Source organism: Micromonospora sp. U21 (assembly GCF_018070045.1).
In the GTDB taxonomy this organism is placed as follows: Bacteria; Actinomycetota; Actinomycetes; order Mycobacteriales; family Micromonosporaceae; genus Micromonospora.
The window spans coordinates 47330-61388 of the sequence record NZ_JAGPYK010000028.1 but is presented as its reverse complement, the minus strand read 5'-3'; the positions used below and the strand labels follow the sequence as shown (position 1 = coordinate 61388).

Genomic DNA, 14059 nt, shown 5'->3' with positions numbered 1-14059 from the left:
GTGGAGCCGCCGAGATCACCTCGGTAGGGTAGGTCCCGGTCGGCTCCGACCACCAAGATCCACATCGCCGGGGGGCGCCACGCATGGCTGATTCGTTCGCGCATCTGCATGTGCACACCGAGTACTCGATGCTCGACGGGGCGGCCCGGCTCAAGGACCTGTTCGCCGAGGCCAACCGGCTGGGCATGTCGGCGGTGGCGATCACCGACCACGGCAACATGCACGGCGCGAACGACTTCTACAACCAGGCGATGGCAGCCGGGATCACGCCGATCCTGGGCGTCGAGGCGTACGTGGCGCCCGAGTCGCGCTATCACAAGGCGCGGGTCAAGTGGGGTCGGCCGGAGCAGAAGAGCGACGACATCTCCGGTAACGGCGCGATCACCCACAAGACCATGTGGGCCAAGAACGCGCAGGGCCTGAAGAACCTGTTCACCCTCAACTCGCGCGCGTCCATGGAGGGGCACTACGTCAAGTGGCCCCGGATGGACATGGAGCTGATCGCCGAGCACGCCGAGGGCATCATGGCCACCACCGGCTGCCCGTCCGGCGCGGTGCAGACCCGGCTGCGGCTGGGCCAGTTCGACGAGGCGCTCAAGGTCGCCGCCAGCTACCAGGACATCTTCGGCAAGGACAACTATTTCCTGGAGATCATGGACCACGGCCTCTCCATCGAGAGTCGGGTCCGCGAGGGTCTCACCGAGATCGCCCGCAAGCTCGACATCCCGCCGGTGGTCACCAACGACTCGCACTACACGCACGAGGCGCAGGCCACCGCGCACGACGTGCTGCTCTGCGTGCAGACCGGCAGCAACATCGACGACCCGAACCGGTTCCGCTTCGAGGGCGGCGGCTACTTCATCAAGAGCGCCGACCAGATGCGCGCGGTCGACTCCTCGGAGCTGTGGCAGCAGGGCTGCCGCAACACCCTGCTGGTCGCCGAGAAGGTCGACCCGACCGGGATGTTCGAGTTCCACAACCTGATGCCGCGCTTCCCGGTCCCGGAGGGGGAGACCGAGGAGTCCTGGTTCCGCAAGGAGACCTTCGCCGGGCTGGCCCGCCGCTACCCGGGCGGCATTCCGGAGGGGCACGTCGTCCAGGCCGAGTACGAGCTGGGCGTCATCAACCAGATGGGCTTCCCGTCGTACTTCCTCGTGGTCGCCGACTTCATCCAGTGGGCGAAGAACCAGGGCATCGCGGTGGGTCCGGGCCGAGGGTCGGCCGCCGGCTCGCTCGTCGCGTACGCGCTGGGCATCACCGACCTGGATCCGATCCAGCACGGCCTGATCTTCGAGCGGTTCCTCAACCCCGAGCGGGTCTCGATGCCCGATGTCGACATCGACTTCGACGAGCGCCGGCGCGGTGAGGTGATCAAGTACGTCACCGACAAGTGGGGTGACGACAAGGTCGCCCAGATCGCCACCTTCGGCACGATCAAGGCGAAGGCCGCGATCAAGGACTCGGCCCGGGTGCTCGGTTTCCCGTACGCGGTCGGCGACCGGATCACCAAGGCGATGCCGCCGGCCGTGATGGGCAAGGACATCCCGCTCACCGGCATCTTCGACCCGAAGCACTCCCGCTACGCCGAGGCCGGCGAGATCCGTGGCCTGTACGAGTCCGATCCGGACGTGCGCAAGGTGATCGACACGGCCAAGGGAATCGAGGGGCTGATCCGGCAGACCGGTGTGCACGCCGCCGGCGTCATCATGTCCGCCGAGCCGATCATCGAGCACATTCCGTTGATGCGGCGCGACGCCGACGGGGCGATCATCACGCAGTTCGACTACCCGACGTGTGAGTCGCTCGGGCTGCTGAAGATGGACTTCCTCGGCCTGCGCAACCTGACGATCATCGACGACGCGGTCAAGAACATCGAGCTCAACCACGGCAAGAAGCTCGACCTGCTGGCCCTGCCGTTGGACGACAAGGCTGCCTACGAGCTGCTGGCCCGCGGTGACACGCTCGGTGTGTTCCAGCTCGACGGCGGCCCGATGCGCTCGCTGCTGCGGTTGATGAAGCCGGACAACTTCGAGGACATCTCCGCCGTCCTGGCGCTGTACCGGCCCGGCCCGATGGGTGTCGACTCGCACACCAACTACGCGCTGCGCAAGAACGGCCTCCAGGAGATCACGCCGATCCACCCGGAGCTGGAGGAGCCGCTGCGGGAGATCCTGGCGCCCACCCACGGTCTGATCGTCTATCAGGAGCAGGTGCAGCGCGCGGCGCAGATCCTCGCCGGCTACACCCTCGGTCAGGCAGACCTGCTGCGCCGGGCGATGGGCAAGAAGAAGAAGGAGATCCTCGACAAGGAGTTCATCCCGTTCCGGGACGGCTGCCGCGAGCGCGGCTACTCCGACGAGGCGATCCAGGCCGTCTGGGACGTCTTGGTGCCGTTCGCCGGGTACGCCTTCAACAAGGCGCACTCCGCCGCGTACGGCCTGGTCTCCTACTGGACCGCGTACCTCAAGGCGCACTACCCGGCCGAGTACATGGCGGGACTGCTGACCAGCGTCGGCGACGACAAGGACAAGATGGCCCTCTATCTGTCCGAGTGTCGCCGGATGCGCATCCAGGTGCTGCCACCGGACGTGAACACCTCGGCCGGGCCGTTCACCCCGGTCGGCACGGACATCCGCTTCGGCCTGGCCGCGGTGCGTAACGTCGGCGCGAACGTGGTCGCCTCGATCATGCGCTGCCGGGCGGAGAAGGGCGACTACGCCGACTTCTACGACTTCCTGTCCAAGGTGGACGCGGTGGTCTGCAACAAGAAGACGATCGAATCGCTGATCAAGGCGGGTGCCTTTGACTCGCTCGGGCACCCGCGCAAGGGCCTGCTCGCGGTGCACGCCGACGCCATCGACGCGTACGCCGACGTCAAGCGCAAGGAGGCGGTCGGCCAGTACGACCTCTTCGGCGCGGGCTTCGGTGACGCCGACACCGGCAGCACGACGGTGATGCCGGTCATCGGCGACAGCGAGTGGGAGAAGCGGGACAAGCTGGCCTTCGAGCGCGAGATGCTCGGCCTGTACGTCTCCGACCACCCGCTGTTCGGCCTGGAGCACATCCTCGGCGCGGCGGCCGACACCACCATCGCCGCGCTGGCCGAGGACGGCGCGGTGCCCGACGGCGCGGTGGTCACCCTCGCCGGCATCCTCTCCGGGGTGCAGCGCCGGGTCACCAAGCAGGGCCGGGCCTGGGCCTCGGCGACACTGGAGGACCTGGCCGGCGGGGTGGAGACGCTGTTCTTCCCCAACACCTACGAGGTGATCGGGCAGTACATCGCCGAGGACGCCATCGTGGTGGTCAAGGGGCGGGTGGACCGCCGCGACGACACCCCACGGATCATGGCGATGGACATGTCCATGCCGGACGTCAGCACCAGCGCCACCAACAAGCCGGTCACCCTCACCATCCCGGTGCACCGGTGCACGCCGCCGCTGGTGGAGCGGCTCAAGGAGACCCTGGTGCTGCACCCCGGCGACACCGAGGTGCACGTCAAGCTCCTCAACGGCGGCCGCACCACCACCCTGCGGCTGGGTCCGTTCCGGGTGGCGGCGACCACCGCGCTGATGGGTGACCTGAAGAGCGTCCTCGGCCCGGCCAACGTGAGCTGACCGGGCCGGGGACGCCGCTGGGGCTCAGCCCCGGTCGGGGGCCGCGATCTCCCACAGCTGGCCGTCGGCCAGCCGCAGCCAGCGCTGCACGCCGATCTCGGCGAGGAACCGCTCGTCGTGGCTGACCACCACGAACGCGCCCTGGTACGCGCTCAGCGCGCTCTCCAGCTGGGCGACGCTGACCAGGTCCAGGTTGTTGGTCGGCTCGTCGAGCAGCAGCAGTTGCGGCGCCGGGTCGGCGCAGAGCACGCAGGCCAGGGTGGCGCGCAGCCGCTCGCCGCCGGAGAGCACCCCGACCGGCAGGTGCACCCGGGCGCCCCGGAACAGGAACCGGGCGAGCAGGTTCATCCGCTGCGCGTCCGGCAGGCTCGGCGCGTACGCGGCGAAGTTCTCCGCCACCGTACGGTCGAGGTCCAGCAGGTCCAGCCGCTGCGACAGGTACGCGATCCGGCCGTCGGCCCGCCGGATCTCGCCACCGGCCGGTTCCAGGTCGCCGTCGATGAGGCGCAGCAGGGTCGACTTGCCGGCGCCGTTGGGCCCGGTGAGCGCGATCCGCTCCGGCCCCCGGATCACCAGGTCGGCGCCGTCGCCGGCGAACACCTCCCGGTCGTCGAAGCGGGCCCGCATCCCCTTCCCGGTGAAGACCGTGCGGCCGGCCGGGACGGTGGTGTCCGGCAGGTCCACGACGATCCGGTCCTCCTCGCGCAGCGCCCGTCCGGCCTCGTCGAGCCGGGCCTGGGCCTGGCCGACCCGGGCCGAGTGTGTCTCGCGGGCCTTCCCGGCGGCCTCCTGGGCGCCCCGTTTCATGGTGCCGGCGAAGATCTTCGGCAGGCCGGCGTTCTTCAGGTTGCGGCTGGCGTTGCTGGCCCGCCGGTCCGCGCGCTCGCGGGCCTGCTGCATCTCCCGCTTCTCCCGCTTGACCTCCTGCTCGGCGTTGCGGATGTTGCTCTCGGCCACCTCCCGCGCCGCCTGCACCGCCTCGGTGTACGCGGTGAAGTTGCCGCCATACCAGCGGATCTCGCCGCGATCCAGCTCGGCGATGCGGTCCATCCGGTCCAGCAGTTCCCGGTCGTGGCTGACCAGCAGCAGGCAGCCGGTCCACTCGGACAGCACGTCGTACAGCTTGTGCCGGGCCTCCAGGTCCAGGTTGTTGGTCGGCTCGTCGAGCAGCAGCACGTCGGGGCGCCGGAGCAGCTGCGCGGCCAGGCCGAGAGAGACCACCTGGCCTCCGCTGAGGGTGTGCAGCCGTCGGTCGAGCGTCAGCTCGCCCAGGCCGAGGCGGTCCAGTTCGGCGCGGGTGCGCTCCTCGATGTCCCAGTCGTCGCCGATGGTCGCGAAGTGCTCCTCGCTGGCGTCGCCGGCCTCGATGGCGTGCAGCGCCGCAATCCGCTCGGCGACGCCCAACACCTCGGCCACGGTCACGTCGCCGACCAGCGGCAGGGTCTGCGGGAGGTAACCGAGCACCCCGTCGACGGTGACGCTGCCGCCGCTGGGCGTCAGCTCCCCGGCGATCAGCCGCAGCAGCGTGCTCTTGCCGGCGCCGTTGGGCGCAACCAGACCGGTGCGGCCGCCGGGGACGGTGAAGGACAGCTCCGAGAAGACCGGGGTGTCATCCGGCCAGGAGAAGGACAGGTTCGAGCAGACAATGAACGCATCAGACATGCGAGTGACCTCAAAGGGTGGGGTGGGCGCGCCGGAGCCGCCCGACGAAAACGGGGACCGGTGGAACGACGACATGGCCACGGCGGCCGCGCAGACGCGCGCCGAACGATGGCCTGAGACATCCGGTATCACCCGGAGATGTCGTCGTCACCCGCCATGTCTGGTCTCCCTCGTCAACCGCTGACACCCAACTCCGCAAAGTCTAACAACCGATCTTCGCCCCGCCACCGGGTTCCCGGAGTCGTTGGCCGGCCGCGCTTGAGCGTTATACCTGTGAGTCATAGCTATGACTCACAGGTATAACGCTCGAAAGACAGACATGCCCGCGCGGCGGGGCGACGCTGCGCTCACCGTGGCCGGTACTCGACCTCCGGGCGGCCGGGTGTGCCGTAGCGGGGCCGGCGGGCGGCCCGGTCGACGGTCACCAGGTACTCCAGGTAGCGGCGGGCCGTCACCCGGGAGATGCCGGTACGCGCGCTCACCTCGGTCGCGGAGAGCCCCACCTCCGCGCGGGTCCCGTCGCTGAGGGCGGCGCGTACCCGGTTGAGGGTCTGCGCGTCGAGCCCCTTGGGCAGGCTGTGCCCGGCCGCACCGCGCAGGGTGGCGAACATCCGGTCCACCTCGTGCTGGGCGGCCACCTCACCATCGGCGAGCGCCTGCGCGCGGTAGTCGGCGTAGCGTTCCAGCTTGTCGCGGAACGCGGCGAAGGTGAACGGCTTGAGCAGGTAATGGGTCACGCCGAGGGAGACCGCGGTGCGCACCACCGCCAGGTCCCGCGCCGAGGTCACCGCGAGTACGTCGACGCTGCTGCCGGCCGCGCGCAGCGCCCGGCAGACGTCCAGGCCGTGCAGGTCCGGTAGCCGGAAGTCGAGCAGCACCAGGTCCACGTCGCCGCCGTCGTTGGCGCGCAGCGCCGCCATCGCCGCCCGGGCGGTGTGCGCCACCCCGACCACCACAAAGCCGGGAACCCGCTCGGTGTACGCCGCGTGCGCCTCCGCCAGCAGCGGCTCGTCCTCCACGACCAGCACCCGGATGTCGGTCATCGGCGCACTCCGACCGGCAGCCGGACGGTGAACAGGCTGCCGCCGTCGTCCGAGCGGCCCACCTCGGATCGGCCACCGTGCCGGTGGATCACCTGGCCGATCAGGGCCAGGCCGAGCCCACGGCCGGTGCTCTTGGTGGACCAGCCGCGCCGGAACGCGTCCGCCACCCGGTCTGGCGCCAGCCCGGGGCCGCTGTCGGCGACCCGCACCACCAGCTCGTCGTCGACCGTGCCGACGAAGACCCGCACCCGGCGGGGCGCCGGCGTGCCGGCCACCGCTTCGAGGGCGTTGTCGACCAGGTTGCCGACCACGGTGAGCAGGTCGTTGGTCGGCAGCGGGCTGTCGTCGAGCCGGCAGTCCGGCTCGATCACCAGGTCCACCCCGCGCTCACTGGCCTGCGTCGACTTGCCCAGCAGCAGCGCGGCCAGCGCCGGCTCGGTCACCGCGCCGACCACCCGGTCGGTCAGCTGCTGAGCCAGCGCGAGGTCCCGGGTGCCGAGGCGGACCGCCTCGTCGGGGCGGCCCAGCTCCACCAGGGTCAGCACGGTGTGCAGCCGGTTGGCCGACTCGTGGGTCTGCGCCTGCAACGCCTCGGTCAGCGCGCGGACCGAGTCCAGCTCGCTGGCCAGGGTGCGCAGCTCGGTCTGATCGCGCAGGGTCAGCACCGTGCCGAGCACGGCGCCCTCGAAGCGGGTGATCCGCTGGTTGGCCACCAGCACCCGGTCACCGGCCAGGACCGGCTCGTCGAGGGCGTCCCGCCCGGAGCCGAGCAACTCGGCCACCGCCGGCGGCAGGTCGATCCCAGCCACCGGCTGGTCGATCACCGGCGCGTCCGGGTCGAGCCCGAGCAGCCGACGGCCCTCGTCGTTGATCAATGCCACCCGGCGGTCGGTGGTCAGCACGACGAGGCCCTCACGCACCGAGTGCAGGACCGCGTCGTAGTACTCGTACATCCGCGTCATCTGGGCCGGCCCGAGGCCGTGCGTCTGGCGGCGCAGCCGGCGACTCAACAGCCAGGAGCCGGTCGCGGCGAGGGCGAGCGCCGGCGCGGCGACGCCCAGCAGCACCGGCAACTGGCCGAGCAGCTTGCGGTTGATCGCCGAGGTGGTGATGCCCACCGACACCAGACCGACGATCCGGCGCTGGTCGTCGTACACCGGCACCACCGCGCGCACCGACTCGCCGAGCGTGCCGACGTTGGTGATGGTGAACGGTTGGCCGGCCAGCGCCGGCTCGATCTCTCCGACGAACGGCTGCCCGATCAGCTCCCGGGTCGGATGCGAGAAGCGGGTGCGGTCCGGGGCCATCACCACCACGAAGTCGGTGCCCGTCGCCAGCCGGGTCGACTCGGCGTACGGCTGGAGGGCGCCGGCCGGGTCGGCGGTCGCGAGGGCCGCGCGGACGTCGGGGGAGCGGGCCACGGTCTGCGCGACCGCCAGCACCTCCTCCTGCGCCGCCTGCCGGGCGTCGCTGCGGGCCAGCCAGACGGCGCCCGCCGCGCCGGCCAGCACGAGCAGCGTCACCACCACCGCCTGGAGGGCGAACAGTTGCCCCGCGATGCTCCACTGGCGGCGGAACACCTCCACCACCTCCTCGTCGTGCCGCGGTCGTTGGTGCGTTCGCGGTGAACAGAATGACCGCAAGGCTGTCAACGGTTGAGACGCGCTTCACATTGTCGGGATGGACTCCACCGCATCCACCACCACACCGGCGCCGCCGGCCCGTCGGGACCGTACCCGTTACCTCTACCTGGCCGTCATCGTGGCCGTGCTGGCCGGCATCGTGGTCGGCCTGGTCGCCCCCGAATTCGGCAAGGAACTGAAGCCGATCGGCACGGGCTTCGTCAACCTGATCAAGATGATGATCAGCCCGGTCATCTTCTGCACGATCGTGCTGGGCGTCGGCTCCGTCCGGCAGGCCGCGAAGGTCGGCAAGGTCGGCGGACTCGCGCTCGGCTACTTCCTCACCATGTCGACCGTCGCGCTCGCCATCGGCCTGGTGGTCGGCAACCTCATCCACCCCGGCTCCGGCCTGAACCTGGGTCAGGACCTCGCCGGCGCGGGCAAGGCCGCCGCGGGCGACGAGGCCGGCGGGACGGCGGACTTCCTGCTCGGGATCATCCCAACCACGCTGCTCTCCGCGCTCACCGAGGGCGAGGTGCTCCAGACGCTGCTGGTCGCGCTGCTGGTCGGCTTCGCCGTGCAGGCCATGGGCCGGCGCGGTGAGTCGGTGCTGAGCGCCATCGGCGTCATCCAGCGGGTGGTCTTCAAGGTGCTCGCCATGATCATGTGGTTGGCGCCGATCGGCGCATTCGGTGCCATGGCCGCCGTGGTCGGCGCGACCGGCGTCGACGCGCTCAAGAGCCTCGCGCAGATCATGGTCGGCTTCTACGCGACCTGCCTGATCTTCGTGCTGGTGATCCTCGGCGCCCTGCTCTGGTTCATCGCCCGGATCTCGATCTTCTCGCTGCTGCGGTACCTCGGCCGCGAGTTCCTGCTGATCCTGTCGACGTCGTCGTCGGAGTCGGCGCTGCCGCGCCTGATCGCGAAGATGGAGCACTTCGGGGTGAGCAAGCCGGTCGTGGGCATCACGGTGCCGACCGGGTACTCGTTCAACCTGGACGGGACGGCGATCTACCTGACGATGGCGTCGCTGTTCATCGCCGATGCGCTGGGCAAGCCGCTGTCGATCGGCGAGCAGGTGTCGCTGCTGCTCTTCATGATCATCGCTTCCAAGGGTGCTGCGGGGGTTACCGGCGCCGGGCTGGCGACGTTGGCTGGTGGGCTTCAGTCGCACCGGCCGGATCTCGTTGACGGGGTCGGGCTGATCGTGGGCATCGACCGGTTCATGTCGGAGGCGCGGGCGTTGACGAACTTCGCCGGTAACGCGGTTGCGACGGTGCTGGTGGGGACGTGGACCGGGGAGTTCGACCGGGACCGGGCGGTGGGAGTGCTGCGCGGCGACGACCCGTTCGACGAGGCGACGATGCTCGACGAGCACGACGACGCGGACGAGCCGGAGTCACGGCGGGCTGCCGACGAGCCGGCTAGTGTGCCGGTCTGACCTCGCGAATAGCAAACTCTCGGGGGTCGCGTTGGCCGAGCGCAGGCGCGACCCCGGTGCATAGAAAAGGACACCGGGTTGGTCCTGGGTGGCGCCCAGGCAGGTGAAAGGCCACTTCCCGGAAACGGGAGGTGGCCATTCTGCTGTCGTGCAGCAGTCGCGGTTACTGTGTGCGGGCGCTACCGGGAGGGTGGTGACTGTGACGGACATGCTGAGGGTCCAAGACTTGCGCCAGGCGTGCGAGATGCTGCTGGACGCAGTGGAAGAGCGGTTCGGGCCGGAGATTGGTCTGTCGGACGTCGGCGTCGATGCCTACTGGAACGTCGACCTGCGGACCTCGTTCGAGGTGAGTGCCGACCCGGCACCGGGGATCGACGTCGGGCAGAGCAGCGACGACATCGCGGAGCTGCGAGCGCTGCTGCGCCGTGCGGCGGACGACGTGCCGGTGCTCTGGCACGACCTACAACACCTTGCCGGAGCACTGCGGCTGCTGGCCTATCTCGACCTTCCAGTTACGGGAGCCGACGAGAGCTGAGGCCAGCCGCTGCGACTAGTGCAGTCTGGGCGCTCGCAGGGTGCCGGGGTCAGCGGCCGAGGGTGCCGTGCGGCCAGCCAATGACACGGTCGGGGATACATGTCTGTTGCTTTCAGCCATTAGCGGTAGGTGGAGCGGTGCGCGCCGCAGCTCCTCTATCTCATGACGCTTGCCTCAAGGTACTGCTGGACGTACCGATGCCTCACCATTGGAGGTGTGCCCATGGATGAGGACACTGGGGGCCACGCTAAGCCGTATCTAGCATTCTGGATTGGCTCTCCCAGGGGGCTTATTAGGTCGACGTTGCGAAACGTCACTTCTAGCCCTTCTGTAAAATGCAACACAAGTATGTGGACTTGAAAGAGTTCGATGCTGGTGATCCAATACGTGCGGAGAGTCCCGTCTTCCAGAATTGGTCCTTCGCAGGTTGGGTGGTAACTGATGGTATCGCCGTTGGTGTAGGGGAATGCCCAGACGTCAAGCCTAGGCGGGGTGATTGAGGCTCGCAAAGCATCGCGCTGATCCTGGCTGGACCCTTTTCGCATCTTGCTCAACGCTTCGATGATGATGGCTGTTTTGCTAGCCCAGCGCCCGACGTGTGCTAGTTCTTGTCTTGCAATGACCCGTTCGGTGCCCCTGGCCATGTCGTGAATAGTGGGGCCGGCCGCTTCTTCGAGTCGGCTCATCCATCCGTTATTGCAACTTCCGCAGACCTCGCGAACTTTTCTGCCGAACGGTTTCGCCTTGACTGTTTTCTCAACTTCGGTTCTCTTGCCGTCGCTATTGATGAGCCAGCCGGAGTCTGTTCTGTCGAAGAGGGATGCCCCGAATACCTTGCGCCAACTCTCGGGCAGCACGTGTTCCGCCGTGATGTTGCTGGTGGACTGGCAGAAGAGGCAAACCTTGGGTAGGCGGGTCGCCATGGAGTCCCTCTTCTTCTCGGCAGATGGGGTGGTCGCTACTCGGCGACGAAGACTCCCACCCCGGGCAGGGTCTCGGTCATCCCCTTGATCCGTAGCACCTGCATGGCACGGTCGATTACCGGCTCGGTGACCCCGTAGTGCTCGATCAACTCTCGCCGACTGGGCAGCTTGGAGCCGGGCTGGAACTCGCCTGACGCGATGCGTTCGGCGAGGTCGTCGGCAATCTGCTCGTAGCGGTAACGCGGTGGCACGTGGTTCTCCTCGGTTGGCAACACGAGTAGACCACCTACGTCAGCCCTTGACTACCCAACGGTACCTGTGGGAGGTTGCCGAGGAGGTCGATTCCCTCGGTTGGCGCTGTGGGCCGTCCTCGCCGGCGTGGATGTTCGGCGCGTCCCCCGCGTTCGGACATCCACGCCTCCAGATTGCTGCGGCACAAAGAGGTGGCGGTGCTTCCTTCGATTTGGCCCATCTGGTCTTGGCGGCACTGGCGGCATATCTGCCGCTGCGGAGGCGATCTGCCATGCCGGAGCCGTCACCGCATCCCGATCAACCGCGGCCACTGGCCCAGCCAGGACGGCCCGCAGTGACCACTCACCGCCCGATCAAGCCGGCCTGGACGTGCGGCGGCTGTGTGGGGGAGTGGCCATGCCAGACCCGGCGCCGAGAGCTGCGAGCCGAGTACGACCGCGCCCCGGTGTCACTAGCTCTCTACCTGGCCGCCCATCTCGTCGACGCCGCCCAGGACCTGGCCCACGTTCCCGCTGGCCACCTGCATTACCGATTCCTCGGCTGGACTCGATGAGCATCCTGCGGCCGGGCGACGAGAAGTTCCACTACAGCGACGGCTCTCACAAGTGGATCCCGCCGGACCCGGACTACGACCAGGAGGTCTGGGACGAGCAGGTCCGCCAACACAAGCACGGCCACCTGCGAAACGAGCGGGCCAAGGTCCGAATCCAACGCCTCGTCTGACGCCAGAAGCACATCAGCGAAGTGCACCAGCCGTGCCAACCCAGCCGAGCCGAAAGGCGTCAGCAGGTCATCTGACCTCGTATCAAATCGGAGGACGGCCGCCCCCCAAAGGTTCACGCCGAAGCGGTCACTCCAGCACGGCTGAGTGGTTGGTCGCGGTAGACGAGACGCGATCCACCGGGGGGAGACTCCACAGCAGGAGCTGGAACGGGTCCTCGCCGCAGGTGAGCCAGGTGCCGTCGCCGAGCGCCATCGGGCTCTCCGAAATGGGCATCGGGTATTCGACCCGACCGAGCACGTCACCCCGCGCCACGTCGATGAGCCAATGCTGCGGGCGACCGTACTCCTCGTCGTTCTCGTCGGCTCTCGCGATCACCGTGCGCTCGTCGACGAAGCCGCACTGGTAGTCCCAGTAGGGCTCCTCCGCGGTGTCCGACGGTTGTTGCGAGTGGGGCTGAAGCTGGTCGGCGGCAACCTCGTGCAGTACCGCCCCGTCGGGAAGCCGGTGGATCGCCAGGTCTCCCTGATGGTGGGCGACCGTGAGCAACAGTTGTCCGGATGGGCTGACGTCGATGAGGGAGCGGTCGTCATCCCCGATCGAGGTGACGGTGAGTCGGACGCCGTCCCACCGGCCCCACCGCAGCGGGACACCGTCCTGGCCCTCGCCGATGCTGATGCCCATCTGGCCGGGGTCGGGGTGGGGAACGTGGTGGGAGCCGGCGGCTGCGGTGCCGGTCGAGGCGCGTCCCAGGATGCGACCATCGATGGCGTCGATCACGAGCCACTCCTCGTCGTACTCCGGCTCGTCGTCATCCGGTAGAGGCGTGCGTACGTGGGCCCAGACCGTCGAGCCGTCCGCGCTGATCGAGCACGAGCCCCGATCGGGATAGCGGTGCTCGCCGGTGCCCGCGTACTCCTCGTAGGAATTGTGGAGTGACAAGCAGTGCGGGACCCAGCACGCGTGCCGCAGCCTCCAGCGCAGCGCGCCGGTCTGATCGACCGCGTGCAGCGCGTGCTGACCGCTGAAGACCGCCAGATCGAGGGTGGGGCTCACGGCATCCACCCCGCCTGCCCGACGCGGCCATGGCGCCGGGAACCGCGCGATGGGGGTGTCGTCACCGCCGAGGAGCCGTTCGAGGTCGTATGCCGACAGTTCATCGTCCCGGCGGATCACGATGAGCCGGCGCTGCGGCCACCGCTGGACGTCGGGAGTGTCGGCGGTGCTGGCCATATCGGGTACGCGAGGGGCGTTCGACGGTATCCGGAAGGACGTCACGAGGTGAGGGGTGACGGGCACCGCAACATCCTGCCAGAGTGCGCACCACGGCTTCGGAGCGTCGTGGTCGTTCCCGCTCTGGCATTCGCCGATGGCGCCAGACTGCCTGGGACTACGGCGTTTTAGTCTCGTCGCAGGGGCGACCGATACCGAGGTTGACGTGGTCCTGCCCCCCACTCGACCGGACGATGAGCGGTAGGCAGGTCGCTTTCGCGACCCAGGTGCCCCCGACGAAGGCCATCCATTGGGCTTGTCGATCGTTCGGCGCGCAGGCGTGCACCTGGGCGGTCGTCGCCGGCGTGGTGGGCGCACCCCACCCGATCCGCGCGTCGTCTTCCCATCCCGGTGCCACCTGAAGGTCGACGACCGCGCCGGCGCGGATGACGAGCCCCCATTTGGCGAATAGCCGAGCCGCTGGATCGGCTTCTCCGGATTCCCCGACCGACAGCATCGCCCTGTCCGGCACGGCTACGTCTTCTCCCACTAATCGATAACCCGTCGGTAGTTCCGGCATCGCCTCGACCGACGGCGTGCACGGTGGCCCGGCACTGTTGTCACGCGTCGACGGGGCGGCGCCTTCGACCGGCGGCCCGGGCGGTTGGCGTGAATCGCGTGGGGGCGTACAGGCGGTCAGCATTGCCAGCAGGCACAGGACGCTCAGCCCCAGGACCGGCCTGGTCTGGCCGCCTGGCAGGGGCTCCGGGCGGACCGGGACCCACGCGTCCCAGGTCTCCGCAGAATGCGAATCCATTCGATATTCATAGCAAAATTGGGCACGTAATGATCGCCGGGTGCCTTCCTGTCATGCCCGACGCCCTCGACAGTTGGTTGCCGAACGCTACCGGCTGGTGCGTCCGCTCGGACAACGCGGAATGGGCCCCGTGTGGCAGGCCCGTGGAACGCCAACCAGAAGTGGCGGGCCAGCTGAGCGTTGACTGCGGGCTGTTCGTCGCGAAAGCCGCCGCCAC

11 protein-coding genes are annotated in these 14059 nt (G+C 68.7%); 5 read left to right on the top strand and 6 right to left on the bottom strand.

All coding sequences use genetic code 11. The annotated features are described in order from the left end of the window. Positions 1 to 83: 83 nt before the first annotated feature. Positions 84 to 3614 carry a DNA polymerase III subunit alpha gene (gene dnaE / locus KBX63_RS27385; RefSeq protein WP_210916190.1) on the top strand — a complete coding sequence of 1177 codons (3531 nt, stop codon included), beginning with the start codon at positions 84 to 86 and terminating at the stop codon, positions 3612 to 3614. A 24-nt stretch (positions 3615 to 3638) separates the two neighbouring features. On the opposite strand, the gene abc-f is transcribed toward dnaE, so the two are convergent. The 3 genes from abc-f to KBX63_RS27370 form a co-directional block, all read right to left on the bottom strand. Continuing rightward, entirely contained in the window at positions 3639 to 5276 is a 1638-nt protein-coding gene (gene abc-f, locus KBX63_RS27380; RefSeq protein ID WP_210916188.1) for a ribosomal protection-like ABC-F family protein, read from the bottom strand. A 347-nt stretch (positions 5277 to 5623) separates the two neighbouring features. After that, positions 5624 to 6319 carry a response regulator gene (locus KBX63_RS27375; protein WP_210916185.1) on the bottom strand — a complete coding sequence of 232 codons (696 nt, stop codon included), beginning with the start codon at positions 6317 to 6319 and terminating at the stop codon, positions 5624 to 5626. After that, positions 6316 to 7905 (bottom strand): sensor histidine kinase, encoded by a 1590-nt coding sequence (locus KBX63_RS27370; protein WP_307871865.1) that lies wholly within the window; start codon positions 7903 to 7905, stop codon positions 6316 to 6318. The genes KBX63_RS27375 and KBX63_RS27370 overlap by 4 nt, the downstream gene beginning before the upstream one ends. Before the next feature lie 94 nt (positions 7906 to 7999). On the opposite strand from KBX63_RS27370, the gene KBX63_RS27365 reads away from it, so the two are divergent. Next, entirely contained in the window at positions 8000 to 9382 is a 1383-nt protein-coding gene (locus tag KBX63_RS27365) for a cation:dicarboxylate symporter family transporter (RefSeq protein WP_210916181.1), read from the top strand. A 244-nt stretch (positions 9383 to 9626) separates the two neighbouring features. Next, a complete protein-coding gene (locus tag KBX63_RS27360) occupies positions 9627 to 9917 on the top strand; it encodes a hypothetical protein (protein WP_247663323.1) in 291 nt (96 codons plus the stop codon). A gap of 155 nt (positions 9918 to 10072) precedes the next feature. Here the strand turns inward: KBX63_RS27360 and KBX63_RS27355 are convergent, their stop codons facing one another. Then, positions 10073 to 10840: a hypothetical protein gene (locus tag KBX63_RS27355; RefSeq protein WP_210916179.1), complete on the bottom strand. Its 768-nt coding sequence runs from the start codon at positions 10838 to 10840 to the stop codon at positions 10073 to 10075. A 35-nt stretch (positions 10841 to 10875) separates the two neighbouring features. Next, positions 10876 to 11091: a GntR family transcriptional regulator gene (locus KBX63_RS27350; protein ID WP_233578732.1), complete on the bottom strand. Its 216-nt coding sequence runs from the start codon at positions 11089 to 11091 to the stop codon at positions 10876 to 10878. A gap of 335 nt (positions 11092 to 11426) precedes the next feature. Here KBX63_RS27350 and KBX63_RS27345 point away from each other — a divergent pair, with 335 nt between their 5' ends. Both KBX63_RS27345 and KBX63_RS27340 read left to right on the top strand, forming a co-directional pair. Beyond that, positions 11427 to 11645 carry a flavin reductase gene (locus tag KBX63_RS27345; protein WP_210916178.1) on the top strand — a complete coding sequence of 73 codons (219 nt, stop codon included), beginning with the start codon at positions 11427 to 11429 and terminating at the stop codon, positions 11643 to 11645. After that, a complete protein-coding gene (locus KBX63_RS27340) occupies positions 11642 to 11815 on the top strand; it encodes a hypothetical protein (protein ID WP_210916177.1) in 174 nt (57 codons plus the stop codon). Before KBX63_RS27345 ends, KBX63_RS27340 begins: the two co-directional genes overlap by 4 nt. Positions 11816 to 11942: 127 nt before the next feature. On the opposite strand, the gene KBX63_RS27335 is transcribed toward KBX63_RS27340, so the two are convergent. Next, complete coding sequence (locus KBX63_RS27335; RefSeq protein WP_210916175.1) at positions 11943 to 13046, bottom strand: hypothetical protein; 1104 nt, start codon at positions 13044 to 13046, stop codon at positions 11943 to 11945. Between the last annotated feature and the right edge of the window lie 1013 nt (positions 13047 to 14059).

Coding starts and splice junctions, on each gene's coding strand:
- dnaE (WP_210916190.1), top strand. CDS start 84: ATGGCTGATTCGTTCGCGCATCTGCATGTGCACACCGAGTACTCGATG.
- abc-f (WP_210916188.1), bottom strand. CDS start 5,276: ATGTCTGATGCGTTCATTGTCTGCTCGAACCTGTCCTTCTCCTGGCCG.
- KBX63_RS27375 (WP_210916185.1), bottom strand. CDS start 6,319: ATGACCGACATCCGGGTGCTGGTCGTGGAGGACGAGCCGCTGCTGGCG.
- KBX63_RS27365 (WP_210916181.1), top strand. CDS start 8,000: ATGGACTCCACCGCATCCACCACCACACCGGCGCCGCCGGCCCGTCGG.
- KBX63_RS27360 (WP_247663323.1), top strand. CDS start 9,627: ATGCTGCTGGACGCAGTGGAAGAGCGGTTCGGGCCGGAGATTGGTCTG.
- KBX63_RS27355 (WP_210916179.1), bottom strand. CDS start 10,840: ATGGCGACCCGCCTACCCAAGGTTTGCCTCTTCTGCCAGTCCACCAGC.
- KBX63_RS27340 (WP_210916177.1), top strand. CDS start 11,642: ATGAGCATCCTGCGGCCGGGCGACGAGAAGTTCCACTACAGCGACGGC.
- KBX63_RS27335 (WP_210916175.1), bottom strand. CDS start 13,046: ATGGCCAGCACCGCCGACACTCCCGACGTCCAGCGGTGGCCGCAGCGC.